13 protein-coding genes and 1 pseudogene are annotated in these 18328 nt (G+C 36.8%); 10 read left to right on the top strand and 4 right to left on the bottom strand.

Annotation, left to right across the window (positions count from 1 at the left end; translation table 11 throughout):
- Positions 1–25: 25 nt before the first annotated feature.
- Both BMMGA3_RS14695 and BMMGA3_RS14690 read right to left on the bottom strand, forming a co-directional pair.
- On the bottom strand, positions 26–1618 hold the full coding sequence (locus BMMGA3_RS14695) for a hypothetical protein (RefSeq protein WP_003346522.1): 1593 nt from the start codon (positions 1616–1618) through the stop codon (positions 26–28).
- Between the two features lie 9 nt (positions 1619–1627).
- Positions 1628–3082, bottom strand: coding sequence for an MBOAT family O-acyltransferase (locus tag BMMGA3_RS14690; RefSeq protein ID WP_003346521.1), 1455 nt, complete (start codon positions 3080–3082; stop codon positions 1628–1630).
- A gap of 164 nt (positions 3083–3246) precedes the next feature.
- Between BMMGA3_RS14690 and BMMGA3_RS14685 the strand changes: the two genes are divergently transcribed.
- The 6 genes and pseudogenes from BMMGA3_RS14685 to BMMGA3_RS14665 all read left to right on the top strand — a co-directional run bounded on the left by BMMGA3_RS14685 (position 3247) and on the right by BMMGA3_RS14665 (position 9879).
- Positions 3247–4491, top strand: a complete 1245-nt coding sequence (locus BMMGA3_RS14685; protein WP_003346520.1) for a CAP domain-containing protein — start codon at positions 3247–3249, stop codon at positions 4489–4491.
- Between the two features lie 110 nt (positions 4492–4601).
- Positions 4602–4841: pseudogene (locus BMMGA3_RS18845) on the top strand (hypothetical protein); the annotation flags it as partial.
- 24 nt (positions 4842–4865) lie between these two features.
- Positions 4866–5438 (top strand): anthrax toxin lethal factor-related metalloendopeptidase, encoded by a 573-nt coding sequence (locus BMMGA3_RS18840; protein WP_412151058.1) that lies wholly within the window; start codon positions 4866–4868, stop codon positions 5436–5438.
- A gap of 296 nt (positions 5439–5734) precedes the next feature.
- Positions 5735–8200, top strand: a complete 2466-nt coding sequence (locus tag BMMGA3_RS14675; protein ID WP_003346517.1) for a phosphodiester glycosidase family protein — start codon at positions 5735–5737, stop codon at positions 8198–8200.
- 294 nt (positions 8201–8494) lie between these two features.
- The gene (locus BMMGA3_RS14670; protein ID WP_003346516.1) at positions 8495–8902 is read left to right on the top strand and encodes a hypothetical protein; all 408 of its coding nucleotides are present in this window, start codon (positions 8495–8497) and stop codon (positions 8900–8902) included.
- Positions 8903–9177: 275 nt separating this feature from the next.
- The gene (locus BMMGA3_RS14665) at positions 9178–9879 is read left to right on the top strand and encodes a C40 family peptidase (RefSeq protein WP_003346515.1); all 702 of its coding nucleotides are present in this window, start codon (positions 9178–9180) and stop codon (positions 9877–9879) included.
- Between the two features lie 168 nt (positions 9880–10047).
- Here BMMGA3_RS14665 and BMMGA3_RS14660 read toward each other — a convergent pair whose 3' ends face one another.
- Both BMMGA3_RS14660 and secA2 read right to left on the bottom strand, forming a co-directional pair.
- Entirely contained in the window at positions 10048–10929 is an 882-nt protein-coding gene (locus BMMGA3_RS14660; protein ID WP_003346514.1) for an accessory Sec system S-layer assembly protein, read from the bottom strand.
- Positions 10930–10947: 18 nt separating this feature from the next.
- The gene (gene secA2, locus BMMGA3_RS14655) at positions 10948–13320 is read right to left on the bottom strand and encodes an accessory Sec system translocase SecA2 (RefSeq protein ID WP_003346513.1); all 2373 of its coding nucleotides are present in this window, start codon (positions 13318–13320) and stop codon (positions 10948–10950) included.
- Between the two features lie 701 nt (positions 13321–14021).
- Here secA2 and BMMGA3_RS14650 point away from each other — a divergent pair.
- The 4 genes from BMMGA3_RS14650 to BMMGA3_RS14635 all read left to right on the top strand — a co-directional run bounded on the left by BMMGA3_RS14650 (position 14022) and on the right by BMMGA3_RS14635 (position 18316).
- The gene (locus tag BMMGA3_RS14650; protein WP_003346511.1) at positions 14022–15101 is read left to right on the top strand and encodes a glycosyltransferase family 4 protein; all 1080 of its coding nucleotides are present in this window, start codon (positions 14022–14024) and stop codon (positions 15099–15101) included.
- A gap of 277 nt (positions 15102–15378) precedes the next feature.
- Positions 15379–16491 (top strand): DegT/DnrJ/EryC1/StrS family aminotransferase, encoded by a 1113-nt coding sequence (locus BMMGA3_RS14645; RefSeq protein WP_003346509.1) that lies wholly within the window; start codon positions 15379–15381, stop codon positions 16489–16491.
- 69 nt (positions 16492–16560) lie between these two features.
- Positions 16561–17310: a hypothetical protein gene (locus BMMGA3_RS14640; protein WP_003346507.1), complete on the top strand. Its 750-nt coding sequence runs from the start codon at positions 16561–16563 to the stop codon at positions 17308–17310.
- Positions 17303–18316 carry a Gfo/Idh/MocA family protein gene (locus BMMGA3_RS14635; protein WP_003346506.1) on the top strand — a complete coding sequence of 338 codons (1014 nt, stop codon included), beginning with the start codon at positions 17303–17305 and terminating at the stop codon, positions 18314–18316. Before BMMGA3_RS14640 ends, BMMGA3_RS14635 begins: the two co-directional genes overlap by 8 nt.
- The last annotated feature ends 12 nt before the right edge of the window (positions 18317–18328 follow it).

The raw sequence follows: 18328 nt of genomic DNA, 5'->3' as shown, positions 1-18328 counted from the left end.
CCTACTAAAGTAGGGGCCAGGCCCTTCAAAAAATTTTCACCTTTTCGATTTCGAGCCATTCGTCGGAAGATTTTTGGTTTTGCCAGCGGATTCCAATTAAGATGGAGTCTGCTCCATTACGGATTTTCTTTGAAATTTTAAAGGACCGAGCTTGCTTTTTATCTAAAATCGTATTAAAGGATGCTCTTTCCCACTTGCCATTTACCCGATCTTGTATAAATAACTGCACATCTCCATTTCTTGCAACGTTTCCTTTCAGTGATACAATAAAGGTTACTTTATCTTTTCTTGTATGGTGGGAGCCGGTCAGTTCTGATAAATCGTAGCCAAATTGAATGATATTGCCCGGACTTGTATGTTTAGGAGATAGTTTTACCAAATTTTCACCATTCGAAGAAACCTCAAAATCTCCTTTTGCTCCAAGCAAATGAAGTGGAACAACCTGTTCATTCCAATCAGATGAAGCAAACGCTTCAGCATTAGAATTTTCTTGTGTATAAAAAGGTTTTTCCCCTGAAACAGGTTCTAAATAATCATAAGCAGCATCGGAATAGGAGCTGATGTCATTTTTAATTTTAGAAATCATTTCATCTTTGTTATCTGCTGTTACTGCCTTGCCAAATGCGAACGGGTCTTGCGATTCAGCATTCTCTCTCTTGTTCCATATGAAATCCACAATTTTCGATCCGATCTCCGGAACAAAATGATGTGAATCTATAAAATTTTTTTCATCAACAGTGACTTCGTTGATATCCATAAAATTGTAGACAGTGCCAAAAACATCTGTTAAATCAGAAAGCCACTGTACATATCCTTTCCAATAATCCTCATTTTGCAATTCGACCACAAATCGCGGCAGCGTAACAGGCGTCGTAAACACGATAAATTTTGTGCCAGGGTTGCTCCGAACAAGCTCTTCCAGCATTTTTTTAATATTTGGATCATATATAAAACGTTCATCGTTTTTGAAAAACTCATAGATGTTTGTTTCTATCCTTTTTTGCCTTAACTCATCAGATACAGGAAAGGGATATGCAACATTTTTCCTGTCATAGTATCGATGGTCAATAAATACAGGTTTATTATTCACCGATGACAGAAAAATCGGCCAGGCTTTTTTTAACGTATCAAACGAAGCAATCGACTTAGCCCTATACATATAACTATTTGTTTGATCAATATAGAATTCAGGTTTCTCACTGCTTAACTTTCTGTTTTTATTTGCAGCAAAAAAATCTAATCCGAGAAATATATAATCAAAAGGCCCCCCGTTTACTTTTTTAGCATAATCAATATATCCTTTATATTCTTCAACATACATAGAACTTACTGCAAAATTAAAAACATCTAAGTCTTTAAAGTCATGTTGGTTAATATAAGTCGAACGGCTGCTTCCCAGGAGAAGGGCATCGTATTTTTTATTTGAAAAAGTAAATTTATTCACTTTTTGCTGGCGTTCGTTAAAACCTTGTTGGATATCATTCCATTTATTATCGTGTTGAAAAATCCACAAAGGATCAACCATATAATTAAATGCCATAATAGGCAAACCAAATATTAGCAGCAAAAGGCAGAAGGAGACAAAAAATTTTATTGGCCACTTGCGAAAAGAGTTCATCAGTACCACCTAAAAATTAAAGTATAAAAATTCACTAACCTTTGTCATATTAAAAATCGATATCATGAAAAGTGCACTTGCAAAGAAGGCCATTTGCCAATTAGGTTTAAGATCATCCATTAGTTTAACTGAATTTCGGCAGGCAAGGACAATGACAAAAATAATGATGATATATACAAACATGTAAATGATCGAGGTCCCTGTAATAGTAGAGAGAACCATTTCTTTAACAGGAGTAATACCGTGAAAACCTAACATTCCAGCAAATTTTTCCGGCAAAACAAAACCATTTAGACCGGCCATTCCTTTTAATACTTTTATGGCATCCTCCCATGTTTTTGCTCTAAAAAATACCCATGCAACATTCACAAATTGAAAAGTCAAAAACCAGGAAAGATACTTATTCATTCTTAAACCTAATTGTTGCCAGAATCGATTTGCCAATGAAGCGATTCCATGCAATGTTCCCCAAAAAATAAACGTCCAGCCGGCACCGTGCCATAAACCGCTTAAAAAGAACACGATCAAAACATTTATATAGGTACGGACCGTCCCTTTCCGATTTCCTCCAAGCGGGATATACAAATATTTGGTAAGAAATCTAGTAAGAGTCATATGCCATCTTTTCCAGAAATCCAGAATGTTAACGGCTTTGTAAGGGGAATTAAAATTAATTGGCAGCCGAATGTTAAATAAAAGTGCAGCCCCAATTGCCATATCCGTATAACCGCTAAAATCAAAATATAATTGAAACGTATAAGAAAGAGAAGTCATCCAGGCATCAATGAAAGTCAGCTTTCCAGCTGTGTCAAAGCCAGCCGTTGCCCATGCAGCTAAAGTATCTGCAATGACCACCTTTTTGAATAAACCAATTGTAAAAATAAAGATCCCTTTTGAGACATTTTCAACATTTAGTACCTTTAAAGCTTTGGAGAATTGAGGTATTACCTCTTTATGGTGAACAATGGGCCCAGCGATTAACTGAGGGAAGAAAACGACAAACAGGGCATACTTCCAAAAATTATATTGCTCAGTTTCTTTTCGGTAAGAGTCCACTAAATAAGCTATTTTTTGGAAGGTAAAAAAGCTTATTGCTAAAGGCAGAGTCAGATGCAATAATGGGATGTTTGTATGAAATGCAAAATTAATATTTGAAATGAAAAAGTCATAATATTTAAAGTAACAAAGTACAGCAAGGTTAACAGCGACTCCGAAAACTAACAAATATCGGGCACGACGGCCGGAATTTGATTTCCTTAAAACAGAGCCTAATAAATAATTAAAAATCATAAGGATTAGTATAAGCGGCAAATAGGCAACATTCCACCAGCTGTAGAAAAAAAGAGAACTTACAACCAGCCAAATGGTTGAGAGTTTAAAAAGCTCAAGTTTATTTAATAAAAAGAAAACCAGCCAAGTAATCGGCAAAAAAGCAAAAATAAATTCATAAGAATTAAAAATCATGCCAACTCCACCTGTTCAAAAAGATAAGTCTCAACCCACACATTATAACATGGGGTCTGGCCCCTACTAAAGTAGGGGCCAGACCCCTAATATTTTACTATACTACGAGTTGATATTTTTATAAAATAGAGAATAGAAGTGGGAATGGATTGGAGGAGCTCGATATGGTAAGAAAATCTGGTTTTAAGGGTGTTTTGCTGGCCACTTTTTTATTAACTTCATTTTTATGGCTTCTATTTCCAGACTCTGATGGATATGCTGCGGATCCCTGTTTAAGCATTGGACCAAAGACAACCATTTGGTGGAACGGTGCAGAATTAAAAGTAGGCGAGATTGGCAGATTGCATGTTTTAAAGGATACCCCGCTATATAAATTGGAAGGGGCGCGCCAAAAGATTTCCCGAACGCTGAAAGCAGGACAAAGTTACAGAATTTATTCATTTAAACCTGGGAAACTCAGCGTTGGCAACGGGTATTATGTAGATAGGGATAATAGAATCATATATGAAACACCGTCAAAAACGAAGCTCGCTCAACTAGCTTGCAAGAAACAGGCGATTGAAAAGTCAAAACTAAGCGTTCAAATAGGAGAAACGAAAGCTTCTGTTGAAAAAAAACTAGGAAAAGAAAAAAGAGTATCGCTAAGTGAATATGGAGTCAACTGGTATACTTACCACAATCAATATGATCAGTTTTATATCATTGGTTATGTAAAGAACCGAGTGGAATTTGTCTTTTCAAATTACCGAAATTATCAAACGCATGGAGTTTATATCGGTTCCTCCAAACAAGAAGTTAGAGAAGCTTTGGGCAAACCTATAACAAGCATTTTAAAAGGAAATATATACTATTTGGTCGACAATTCAGAAGAGCAGCAAACTTTTCTCAAAAACGGTTTGTACATCACTGTTTTTTATGATGTTCATATGAAAGGAAATGTAACGGCTGTACAAGTCATTACATCAAACCTTGAAAATAAAAAACATGGCTATTACGGTTATCCGTCTGCTTCCTTGCAGCAAGCATTCGAAATGCAATTGTTTGATTTAACAAATGCTGAGCGCGTAAAACATGGACTGGCTCCTTTAAACTGGGATGAACGAGCAAGAAGATCAGCAAGAAACCACAGTTTGGATATGGCAACCCATAACTTTTTTGACCATGTGAACTTAAAAGGGCAGGACCCTTTTCAGCGGATGGAAGCACAAGGAATTCGATATTGGACGGCCGGTGAAAACATTGCTATGGGATATCCAAGCAGTATTTTCGCTCACGAAGCATTAATGAATTCATTAGGCCACCGGAAAAATATTTTGAATCCTGATTACACACATGTTGGTATAGGCGTCCAGTTTCAAGCCAAGACAAAAGTTCCTTACTATACTGAAAACTTCTTTCAACCCTATTAATCTCTGAAGGAGGCAGAAGCACATTGAAAATAAAGAAATATTCCCTAATGTTTATAATAATCCTAATGGCTCTGCCTCTTTTCACCCGTCCTGTTTCAGCAAATACCTTATGGGATGGTTCAGAGCTAGTTCAAGGGCAAATTGGAAGAGTTACCATTAAAAAGCCTATCAACCTTTGGGAACGCAATGGAGATAAATTAATTTATGTTAGAGTCTTGCAGCCTGGTGAAAAATTTCGGGTTTACGGCTATGATGCAATAAAAAAACAATATCGCGTCGGCGGCTCGTATTTTATTACAAACATAAAAGACCACGTTTTATATGAAACTCCTTCTAAACAAAAATTACAGAAGTTTGTCCAAAAAAATCCATTTTTGGAACAAGATCGTTTGTTGGAACAAATTGTGGTCGTTCCAAAAAACCATTTATATGACCCGGATGTTCAATTGATTAAATCCAGGCTTTCTAAACTGCCTGCCAGTATGTTGGCTAAATTAAACGCAAAACACATAAAAATTAAACTAATAGATGGACCTATTACTAGTTTGCCGGAATTTGCATATCTCAAAGGGCAAGTACCGCGGGGATGGGAGAAAACCAATAAAACCTGGGATGATGTTCCCGGAATTGGAGGATCAGAAACAGTTGCCATTCGCATCGGGTACAGTGATTATGGAAAAGGGCATGGTTCGGTTAATTTAGAATTACATGAAACGGCTCATTCATTAGACTCAATTGTTTATATGAGAATATCACAAACAGAAAGCTTCAAGAAAATATGGAAGAGCGAATGTTTGAATCTTTTTGGTGAAAATCAATACTTTACAAATTATCCAGAAGAGTATTTTGCCGAAGCTTTTGCCATGTACTACTTAAATGATACGACAAAAAGCGAATTAAAAAAGAAAGCGCCTTTAACCTATACATTTTTTCAAAACTTGCAGTAAAATACGAAACTTTTTGAAAATGATCTTCGTCTTATGTAGAGAAGATTCCATAAATTGGTTGGTAAGCGGATCTTCCTATCAAACTGAAAAAGGGGCGGACTCATAAGGGTCTGACTTCCTCCGACAATGCAATTTATATGTTGGAGGGGTCTGATCCTAGGCTTATGAGTCAGCCCCTTCTTTTTTTTGGAATTGTTATTCCAATTTTGTAGAAATTGAGGAAAAAACTTAAAACATTTGTCGTATAATAGATTTATAGTATTTATTTGGAAGTTTTAGAGTGAAGGAGAGGAATAATGAAGAGAAAAATCTTTATCAGTTTATTGTTCGTCTTAACGGTTCTAATTAGTCCTTTTTCAGGGGATCATTTCGAAAAGGCAAAAGCTGCTGCTCCGGTTGTATACTGGGAAGGGATGCAGCTTGTGAAAGGACAGATTGGGAAATTAATTATCTTAAAACCTGTTAATCTTTGGAAAAGAGATCATAATAATAAGCTGGTTTTTGTTCGAGTCCTAAAACCTGGTGAACAGTACAGGGTTTATCAATATGATTCCATGTATGGAGGGCAATATGGAGTAGGGGGTCCTTATTTTGTAACGAATGTGAAGGGATCTGTCCAATATAAGACTCCTTCTCTCCATAAACTAAAGTTGGTAAATCCAGAACTTTACAGGACAAAATTATCAATTGGTTCGGTAACGAAAGAGGAATCGAAAGTAATCGCTCCCGGAGTTACACAGTCTGAACTATCCGTTAACAGCAATAGTGGAAAGCAAGAGATTTACAAACTTGATGTAGACCAGAAATCATCGCAAATTACTTTTGAAACAACGCTTGCGAAAGACCAAATAATCGGCTTTGAGACTGTCAAAAGCATGGCAAACCGCAAACAGGCTGATGGACATTATGTCATTGCAGGGGTGAATGGCGACTACTTTGATAAAAACGGAGCACCCACTGACTTAACTGTACATAATGGTGAAATTTTAACAACCAATACAACTCCTATCAATGAGAGAACTATTTTTGGGGTAAGCCCATCAGGCAAAGCGATGATTGGCAATCCCGACATTACCATAGAAATGACTGTAAACGGGGAAAAAAAGAAGCTAATCAATTCTGTTAACAAGCGGCGTTTTGCTGGCCATATCGTCTTGTATACTCCATATTTTTCGAACAATACAGGGACGAATGACTTAGGAACGGAGGTTGTTCTTACTAATATTAATGGAAAGCTGAATGGCAATAATACTGTAACTGCGGATGTGAAAGAGGTTATTGTAGGCAAAGGCAGCAATACTTTGAATAAAGGTGAATGGATACTGTCCGGACATGCTGCCGGAAGCGAATATTTGAAGACATTAAAGCCAGGGGATCGGGTCGAAATTACCCTTACTTATGATAAACCTGAATGGGATCAAGTCGATCAAGCCATCGGAGGGAGATATCATCTTGTTAAAAACGGACAGGCTCAAAGTTTTAATATAGCCGGGGCCCATCCTCGGACTGCCATTGGAATTAAGCAGGATGGTTCAGTATTTGTTGTAGTTATTGATGGGCGGCAAAGCCATAGTGTTGGTGTTACCCTCTCTGAATTGGCGAAAGTCATGAAAGATTTTGGTGCGGTGGAAGCGATGACTTTTGATGGCGGTGGTTCATCCACAATGGTAGTAAGACAGCCAGGCGATTTGGAAACTAGTGTCGTCAATAAACCTTCAGATGGAAAAGAAAGACCTGTTTCCAATGCACTTCTCATCGTTGGATTGTGGAAAGCAGGTCCACTTCATACATTATTATTAAATCCTAATGAAATAACTTTATTTGCAGGTGCAACCTATAAGGATTTAAACATCTCTGTAAAGGGATTGGATAAAGCGAATGATGTTGTGGCTATTAAAGATCCGATCATTTGGTCGTCAAACATTGGGAAATTTCATGCGGACGGCTCATTTACAGCTGCCAATAAAGTTGGAAAAGGTATAATTACAGCATCTGTTGGTTCAATAAAAGCAAATGTCACTGTAAACTTGGTGAATACAATCGATTCTATCAAGTTAAAACAAAATACGATTGTAGTAGAAAAGGGAGGGTCATTAAGTATACCTGCTGAAGGATACTTTAAAGGACAAAAAATTGTGGCAGATCCGGCTGTGTTTTCTTATCAAGTATCAGACCAATTGGGTAAAGTAGAAAAAGGCATCTTTAAAGCAGGAACAAAAGATGGTTTCGGTACAATTACTGTTTCATATGGTTCTGTCAAAGCCCAATTAAATGTAATAGTTGGAAATCCGGGAAGCTTGATTATAGAAGATTTTGAAGGGGATTTAAGTAATTGGAAGGCAACTGGAGCCCGTTACTCCAATGTTCAGGTTATGCCTGAGAAAAACTTTGTGAAACAAGGAAAACAATCATTAAAAGTCGTTTATGACTTTATTGGCCAAACAGGTACTTCTGGGGTTTATGCACAAAAAATAACACCTATCGAAATAATAGGGACTCCTAAGAAAATCGGTATGTGGGTTTATGGAGATGCTAAAGGCCATTGGCTTCGGGCGCAGTTAAAGGACGCTGATAATAAAGAAATTCAATTAGATTTCACAAAAAATTTAGATTGGACTGGATGGAAGTATGTAGAGGCACAAATTCCGGCAGGATTAAAAGCCCCATATAAATTAGAAGTACCTATTCGCTATATGGAAGTTAATGACTCAAACAAAAACAAAGGGCAAATCTTTATTGATCAAATACAAGCAGTTTATTGATAAATTTCTGGGATGTTCTAGGTGAACATCCTAATTTTTTTCTCGACGATTAACCTATTTCCATTTATTTTGCATTGTTAATCGCTTTTATTTGTACTACTGTATAATTGTCAATGATTCACTTTGTGGCAATTTTTTGCAGAATATTAATAATTATGCTACTCTATTCGGTGGAATAGTTTACATATGGGGCATTTATGTTTATTATGATAAAGTATGTTGAAATTGTCTAATCGCGTCGTTCTGCAATGTGTATAAAACTATTCAGAACAATGGAGGGAGTATTGGTTACCGATGGAACAATCTAATGATTTAAAAGATATAATGGAACAATTAAAGAAAAACCCTCCTAAAATTATCGGGGGCTACAAAAAGCAAGGCTGGGCTGTAAAAGTTCTTGAAAAGATCAGTAATGATGCTGTTGAGCAAGAAGAAGATGGTACAGTTACAGCTAAAGCTGTTTTAGAAGCAAAGGATAAAACTTACTTCCCGGCTTTCCTGCATCTTGATCTTAAGAAAAAAGGGCAAATCATTGGCGCTTATTTTATTTCAGAAAATGAGAACCAGTTCGATTTAATTCCCTTTGAAATAGCTAAGGAATTTATAAATAAAAAGGAAGAAGACCTTGTTCCATTTAAATATAGAACATTAGAAAAAATTGAAGGTGACGAGGTTCAAGTCAATTGGCCTGAATTTAGCTAAAAAAGTAAACATTTGTCTGAATCTAAATAAAATTCTTGAAAAAATATAGAGGCTGATCTAAGAGGTACACAGTTTTTTACCTTTTAGATCAGCCCTTTTTATTTTAGAACCTGACGGGAATTTACAATTGTAATCAAAATGTAATATTATTCGACAATTGTAAGATTACTGAAATAGTTATTTGTCTAAGTTTGTTGTAAAATTCTACTATACTTACAAATTACATAATTAATTGGCAGGAATATACATAAGCTTTCACAGGAGGATACATAACCATGAAAAAAGCTGCACGGGTAATATTAGCCATTATGCTTTCGATACCGTTTCTGTTTATGGTTAAAACTACCGCAATTGCCGCAGAAAATGAGGATATTGTCGATTATGCCAAAAATTTTATTGGAACTCCTTATAAATGGGGCGGAACTACACCTCAAGGATTTGATTGTTCAGGGTTCCTCCAATATGTTTTTAAAGAATTCAATGTACAGCTGCCAAGAAGATGCGCCGATCAATTTTACCAGGGAGAAAGTGTTGACCGAAACAGTTTAGTTCCGGGAGATTTAGTGTTTTTTAATACAAATAATCAAGGCCCTTCACATGTTGGCATGTACATAGGAAATAATGAATTTATCCATGCTTCTTCCAGTAAAGGAGTCACTATTTCTAACTTGGATATGAGTTACTATAAAACTAGATACATAGGTGCTAAAAGATATCTTAATAATGAGCAAGTAAAAAGCGCATATGCAGCAACTCCTGTGAAAAGCGGACAAATTGGAACTGTGTATGTGAAAAAGAAAATAAATCTCTGGCAGCGTGATGATGAAAACAAGCTTACCTTTGTGAGAGTTTTAAATCCTGGAGAAACATATCGAGTTTATAGTTTTGATAATTTATATGGCGGACAATATAATCTTGGTTCAAAATTATATATTACAAATATGCCTGATTATATTGATTATATTCCTGTTCCGTAATAATAGGTTAAATGTTCAAAAACCCCTTGTTATTAACATTATAGCAAGAGGTTTTTTTATTTATTAATGAGCTGCTGTTGCTTTATCTTTATTAAAGGAAAAGCGTTCTTGCTTAGTGCAGGAACGCTTTTTATTAGTTAGATAAACTAAGAAGGGTCTGGCCCTTTGTTAGTTCGACGGCGGGTATACTTTCCATCTTGATAGATCCGGATTGTCTTTTAATATCAATTCTTTAGGGAAGATAAAGGTCCAAGGCTTGCTTGTATTGGCTTTTACTTCAAAGTCATTTAAAGTAAATCCGCCTTTAGAGACAACATCTCCTGCTGCATCTTCTACGATGAGGGGGATTTGTTCAAGCTGAATATTTTTATCCGTGCCGTTTCTAATAAGAACGGTAACAGCTAGGTTTTGTTCGTCTGTCATTTTTGCTTCAATCCCCATAAAATTAATTTCTCCTTGCTTAAGGGCAGGGAGGGATGTGACCAATTTTTCTAATTGCTCTTTTTGAAGTGGAGAAAGCTGTTGTTCCCAGCTTTCTGCAAGGTCCAGCTGATGCTTTGGATTTGACTGTTTTAATTCAAAGGCAATTTGCCAGCCCTCAGCAGGAATCGTATCTGTCAGCTTATCTTCATTCGAGAATAAAAACCGCCAAGGCCTGCAAGCCATAGACGGAAGTTCGCCCAGTCCATCAAGCTCAAACTGTTTCTTCGCAATTGCATTTCCGTTTTCATCTAACAGTAAAAGGTTGACAGCTTCAAACCGTACTGCTTTCGGCAATGTATTTCTTAAGAATGCTACCACGACAAAACCATCATTATATTCAATCAAGCGGATGCCTGTAATCGAAATTTGATTTGGCTTTAGAAGCGGTAATTGTTCATGTTTATATTGATAAACATACTTTTCTTGATTTGTTAGTTCCCAGTCGGGGTGAAATGATAATGTTGTTTTAACGAGTCCATCTTCGGTTTTCTCCTCTAGATGGAGATTTCTGTCAATTTTTTCTTTCTCCAGATTCTCTTCTTTTCTTTTTCTTTTAAAAAATGCCACTTGCATTCTCCCCCCTGGTTATTGTTTCGGCTCAAATTCATATTGATTTTTGATATATTCGATAAATCGCAGACTAATTCCGGATTCGATTTTAAAAAGTAAATTGTTAAATTCCGCAAGAGCATCTATTTCAAATACCCGATAAGGATCTTCTTGCCCATATCCTCTTAAATGGATTCCCTCTTTCATTTGATTCATTATTTCAAGATGTTCGATCCAGCGGGAATCAATGACTTGCAGCATAAACCGCTTTAAATGATTTCCAAGTTCTTGATCTTCTTGGAGGGAAAGAATTTGTTTTTCTAATTGCTCGAATTCCTTTAAAACAAGGTCTGTGATTTCGTTCTGATCTTTATCTTCAAAATCTTTCACCGTTAATGAGAAGTGGATGAAAATAAAGCTTAATTCTTCCTTTAATCCATTTAAATTCCATTCTATTGAAGGGATGTCATCATTACAGTATTTCGCCACAACCCGGGTTATATAGTTTTTCATATAACCGATCACTTCAGGAAATGTTTCATCTGAAGTTGCTTTTAGGATTCGATCGCGCATCGAATAAATCACTTTACTTTGTCTGTCAATGACATTATCCAGTTTTAATAAATGAGCTCTTGCAGAGTAATGGGCATTTTCTACTGTTTCCTGAACTTTTCTAACAAATTTGTTAGGGTCTGGAGAGAGAATAAGTCCATTTTCATCTGTCTTCATTTTTTTCTTAAATCGATCAAGTGCCTCCGGATCATAATTCATAAAAAGGTCATCTTCTATTGAAATAATAAATTGACTTGATCCCGGGTCTCCTTGCCTTCCTGCCCGCCCTCTAAGCTGCATGTCAATGCGGAAGCTTTCATGTCTTTCTGTTCCGATAATATGCAGTCCGCCGAGCTCTCTGACTCCTTCACCGAGTAAAATATCTGTTCCTCTTCCGGCCATGTTTGTTGCCAGCATGACTTGGCCTTTTTGTCCTGCCAGGGCAATAATTTTTGCTTCATCTTCTTCTGTTTTTGCATTTAAGACAAGGTGTTTAATACCGTTTTTTGAAAGGTATGTTGATAATTTTTCCGATTGTTCAATTGATGTCGTTCCAATTAATATCGGACGGCCTTCTGAATGAATTCTCTTAACCTCTTCTATGATTCTTTTAACTTTAGATTGATAGTCTGCAAAGATGAGGTCATCATAATCAATCCTTTGTACAGGACGGTTCGGAGGAATTGATACGACTTGCAAGTTATATGTCTCCAAAAATTCTTGTTTAGAAGGCGTAGCACTTCCTGTCATTCCTGATAAGGTTTTGTACATTCTAAAATAATTTTGTATCGTTATGGTAGCCAGTGTATCATTTTCCTCTGTGATCTCTAAACCTTCTTTTGCTTCGATTGCTTGATGCAGCCCCTCGCTAAACGTTCGGCCTTCCATAATACGGCCTGTAAATTTATCAATGAGAAGTACTTTTCCTTCTTTCACAATATAATCTACATCTTTTTTCATTACAGCAAATGCACGCAAAGACTGCATCACATTGTGAAAAAGATCTTGGTGTTCGGCATCATATAGATTATCAATTCCGAATGCTTTTTCAATTTTATGGGCGCCTTCGTCTTTTAAGTAGACTTGTTTTGTTTCCGGATAGAGTTCATAATCTGTATCTTCTTTGAAGGACTTTATTATTTCTGCTGTAATATTGAATAATTCAGCACCAAGGCTTGATTTATTGGCGATGATTAATGGAGTCCTTGCTTCATCGATCAGAATGCTGTCAATTTCATCGACGATCGCATAATGATGGCCCCGCTGGACTTTGTCATGGATATCGTAAACCATATTGTCACGAAGGTAATCAAAACCAAACTCATTCCCTGTACCATATGTAATGTCTGCGGCATATGCCTTCTTTTTCTCTTCTGGCGACAGCTGGGATATATTTAATCCTACATGTAAGCCAAGGAATTGATGGATTTTTCCCATCATCTCATAATCCCGTTTGGCCAAGTATTCATTTGCGGTGATAATATGGACTCCTTTTCCTTCTAGAGCATGCAAATAACTTGGAAGAGTTGCAACAAGTGTTTTTCCCTCACCGGTTTGCATTTCTGCGATGCTTCCTTCATGAAGAACAAATCCTCCGATCAGCTGAACATCAAAGTGCCTTAAACCGAGCACACGTTTTGATGCTTCTCTTACAGCAGCAAAAGCCTCTATCTTAATATCATCGATTGTTTTTCCGTTTTTTAATTCTTGTTTAAAATGTGTTGTCAAATTTCGCAGCTCTTCATCTGACATTTTTTCATACTTTGGTTCTAAAGAATTTACTTTTTCGACCAATTTTGACAGGCGTTTTATTTCACGTGCACTGTCACTGAATAGCATTTTAACCTTTGTTAACATAAAGTTCGCTCCCGAATGAGATTAAAATATAAAATTCTCCTAGCCGAATTATAACATACTGGATATTTATATGTTGAAGAGGGAGTTTTTTCTAGTGGAAAAGGGGCGGAGCTGCGCCAATAAAAATAGAAATGATAACCTGTCTGAGCAAGAATCTTGTTTAGTTTTGTAAATAGTTTGAGCTTGGCTCCGCTCACACCGCCTTATTATGCTGGTTTTGTTTTAAAATGAATTCAATTTCCATGTTAAGGTTGGGAGTAAAAACTCATGAAAGCTTTCTGTGGAAAAGGGGCGGAGCTGCGCCAATAAAAATAGAAATGATAACCTGTCTGAGCGAGAATCTTGTTTAGTTTTGTAAATAGTTTGAGCTTGGCTTCGCTCACACCGCCTTATTATGCTGGTTTTGTTTTAAAATGAATTCAATTTCCATGTTAAGGTTGGGAGTAAAAACTCATGAAAGTTTTCTAAAATTAATGAAAAAATTTGTAACTTTTTGCGATTAATCTCGTCTCTATATATAAGGTAAAAATGAAGATGTTTTAACTTAAGAGCGATAGGGAAAAAGTCAGAGGAGTTTAGTATTACAGGAAATAATACATAATATACCTTCCATAAAAAAATCATTGCGTTCTTAAAGATATGTGTTACGATATGTATGATTGACAAACAATAAAGCAAACCTCTTAATAAGGTGATGATGAATGTATACACAAGCTGTTATAGCTTTTTTTGTGTCTTTAATTACAGTCCTGATCGTAACGCCATTTGTCATAAAGTTAGCAATTAAAATCGGAGCTGTAGACAAACCTAATGCAAGAAAGGTGCATAGCAAGCTGATGCCCCGATTGGGAGGTTTGGCCATCTTTATTGGCGTAATAGCCGGTTACTTTGCAGGCGGAGTTTATAATGAAAAAGTAACTGCTATTAGTTTAGGCGCTATCCTTATCGTGTTGATTGGCATGCTGGATGATAAGTACGAGCTTTCAGCCAAAGTCAAATTTGCCGGGCAGCTTCTGGTGGCAGCGTTGATTGTCGCAAGCGGCTTGAAGATGGACTTCGTGTCAATACCATATATCGGAAAATTCCAATTAGGTTTTTGGAGTTATCCGATTACCGTCCTTTGGATCGTAGGGATTACAAATGCGATTAATCTGATTGACGGTTTGGATGGTCTTTCAGCCGGGATCTCAGCAATTGGAATTGCGACGATTGCAATCATGGCGGCATCGGCGGGGAAAATGCTTATTTTCACCTTATCAGTGATTTTGCTTGGAAGCATCATCGGGTTTCTTTTCTATAATTTCCATCCTGCAAAAATCTTCATGGGTGATACAGGAGCCCTGTTTTTAGGGTATTCTATCTCCATACTTTCGTTATTAGGTTTGTACAAAAGTGTTACACTTTTCAGCTTTTTAGTGCCTATCATTATTTTAGGTGTTCCGGTTTTTGATACTACCTACGCTATTATTCGACGGATTGTTAATAAAAAACCGATTTCGGCTCCTGATAAATCGCACTTGCACCATCGTTTATTGGCACTGGGCCTCTCTCACAGGAATACGGTCTTGGCGATTTATGCTTTTGGAATTTTGTTCAGCATCAGTGCTATATTAGTTTCTGAATCAACACTATGGGGAACAATATTCATTATTTTTGGCCTTTTGGTTATTACAGAAGTAGTTGCCGAAGTGATTGGCATCGTTCATGTAAAATATAAGCCGATTTTAAATTTGTTAAAGAAACTGACAGGCAGACGTTCTTTTGACAGACAACGCTTTTAAAATTTTATATACTAAAAACCGTTTGTGGCTTATAGATACAAACGGTTTTTTTAAGAATATTTTCAATACAGGCTATTGTTTCCTTATTTGTTTTTTTTATGCAAAAATCATCGAAGGGAAATAGATTTTGAACAGATTTATCCAAAAAATGTCGGTTTAAACAAAAACTTATACTTTTTTTGTCATAAATTCTACAATGTATTATGATGAACTGTGTTAAACTATACATGGTTTCTGCATAAAAGATTTCATTTTATTATTTTGGAGGTTTTCCGGTATGAAAGTACCTATGCTTGACCTTAGTGAACAATATCAAGAATTGAAATCTGAGGTCCTTGAAGTTTTAGATCAAGTAATGAGTTCTTCCAGGTTTATTCTGGGTGATCAAGTGAAAAAATTGGAACAAGATATTGCGAAATACAGCAATACAGCTCATGGAATTGGCTGCGGAAATGGAAGCGACGCTATACATATCGCATTGCAGGCGCTTGGGGTAGGTCCTGGTGATGAAGTTATTACAACTCCATTCACGTTTTTTGCAACAGGCGGAGCGATTGCCCGTGCAGGTGCGAAACCTGTTTATGTTGATATAGATCCGGCAACATTTAACATAGATCCGGAAAAAATTAAGGCTGCAATTACGGAAAAAACGAAGGCTATTATTCCGGTTCATTTGTATGGACAAATGGCTGATATGGAAAGAATAGCTCAAATTGCCAAAAAATACAACTTGGCTGTTGTAGAAGATGCGGCTCAGGCTATCGGTGCAAAACATAATGGCAAGTCAGTTGGTGAATTAGGAACAGCTGCAACTTACAGCTTTTTCCCTACTAAAAACCTCGGTGCTTATGGCGACGGAGGAATGATTGTAACGAATGACGATGAAGTAGCAGAAAAATCACGCGTCATCCGTGTACATGGAAGTAAACCGAAGTACTATCACCATGTTTTAGGCTATAATAGCCGTTTAGATGAGCTCCAAGCCGCAATTCTAAATGTGAAATTCCCTCATTTAGAAAGATGGAGCAAGCTTCGCCGTGAAAAAGCTGCCACTTATACGGCGTTGTTAAAAGAAAAACTTGGTGATTTAGTTGTAACGCCTGTGGAAAAAGAAGGCAACTATCATGTTTACCATCAGTACACTATTCGTGTTGAAAAACGTGATGAACTTCAGAAATATCTGAACGAACAAGGTGTTTCAACTATGATTTATTATCCGCTGCCGCTTCATGTGCAGCCGGTTTTTAAGGAGCTTGGCTATAAAGAAGGCGACCTTCCGAATGCTGAAAAAGCAGCAAAAGAAGTATTGTCTTTGCCAATGTTCCCAGAGTTAAAGACTGAACAACAAGAATATGTTGTGGCGAAAATAGCCGAATTTTATGGAAAATAGTAACTTAAGAAACGTCGCCATTTTTCAGGGGACGTTTTCTTTACTGCTTGATAAGGTTGGTGATGAAATTTGACGGAAGAGAAAAAAAGGTATGTTCTTTACGAATATTTACTGTATTTTTGGAAGAAGAAGAAGTTTTTCGTTATTGTCCCTTTAATAACAGCGGCAGTGGTAGCTAGTGCTGTATATTTCGTTAAACATGATTATAACTATACCGGTCAAGCGGTCGTATTTACAGGATCGATCGATGCCAAGTATTTGACGAATCCTGATAATATATTGGCAAGTGCAGATGAATTAGGTATTAAGAACAAACTTGATGTTTTCGTTTCTGAAAAAGGCCAAGTAAAGTTTACGATGAAAGGCGATTCTAAATCACAAGTTGAAGCAGAATTGAAAAAAGTAGTTAAAAATTATAATAAAGATCTTCAGGATAATTATAAGAAACGGTTAAAAGCATCAACGGTATATTTGAAGTCCCTTGAAGAATCGGTGGAAAAAACTGAAAAGCTTCTTGATGATTATTATCAAAAGCTAGACAGCACCAATCTTTCTCCTGCCGAGTATCATGATTTGACTGATCTTACGATCGAAACAGAAAAACAATTAGCTGACGATAAAAAAACAGCCCACAGAATGAGAAGTGATCTTGTTTTTTTTGAAAAACCAAAAATTTTGTCTGAAAATGTAGAGAAAAGCAAAACGTATATTCCTGAAGGAATTGCAGTAGGGGTCATATTAGGCCTTGTTATGACAGTTGCCCTGTTAATGCTGCTCAAATATTTAGGAGATGCAAGGAGGCACTATGACCATGATTAATTTTGCTATTGTAGGAATGGGTCATATCGCAAAAAAACATATAGAGGCAATTGAAAATGCTGAAGGTGCAAACCTTTATGCAATTTGTGATACAAACCCGGATCGTCTTGAAATCGATCTTCCGGGGGTTAAAAAATATACAGATCTTGTTTTAATGCTCGATGAAAATCCAGACATCCATGTTGTCAACATTTGTGTTCCTTCAGGACTGCATGCAAAGCTTACAAAAATTGCAGCTGAACGAAAAAGACATGTGATTGTGGAAAAACCAATGTCTTTAAAGCTTGAAGATGCTGAAGAAATGATAAAGGTTACAAAAGAGCATGGCGTTAAGCTTGCTGTTGTCCATCCGAATCGTTTCCGTCCCGCTATTCAAAAACTGAAAAAACAGATGGATAAGGGTGCGTTTGGTAAATTAAGCCACGCAAATGCGACAGTGCGCTGGAACCGAAATCAAGCATATTATGATCAAGCAGACTGGAGAGGCACAAAAGAGTTTGATGGCGGGGTGTTGATGAACCAAGCCATTCACAATCTTGATCTTATGCTTTGGTTAATGGGTCCCGTTGAATCTGTTCAAGCCATGGCAGCTACACGCTTGCGAAAAATTGAAACAGAAGACGTTGCGGCAGCAGTTGTTCAATTTAAGAACGGTGCACTTGGGGTCATTGAAGCGGCTACTACCATTTACCCGAAAAATCTTGAAGAATCAATTGCCATTTTTGGAGAAACAGGTTCAGTGAAAATAAGCGGAAGAACAGCTAACTATATCGAAACATGGGATATCGAAGGTGTAACTGAAGAGGAAGCAGAAAAAACAAAAGCTGAAATTAAAGAAGATCCATTTGGCAAACCAGGTCATCAGTGGATCATTGAAGATATGGTATCAGCTGTTAAGGAAAATCGGGAACCAATTGTTGCAGGTGAAGACGGACTTGCCCCTGTAAAATTAATTCTTGCTATCCTGGAATCTGCCGAAACAGGCAAAAAAGTTGTTATTCAGTAAAGGAGAAGGAAC

The organism is Bacillus methanolicus MGA3 (genome assembly GCF_000724485.1).
Classification (GTDB): Bacteria; Bacillota; Bacilli; order Bacillales; family Cytobacillaceae; genus Bacillus_Z; species Bacillus_Z methanolicus_A.
This window is presented reverse-complemented; position numbering and strand designations above follow the sequence as displayed.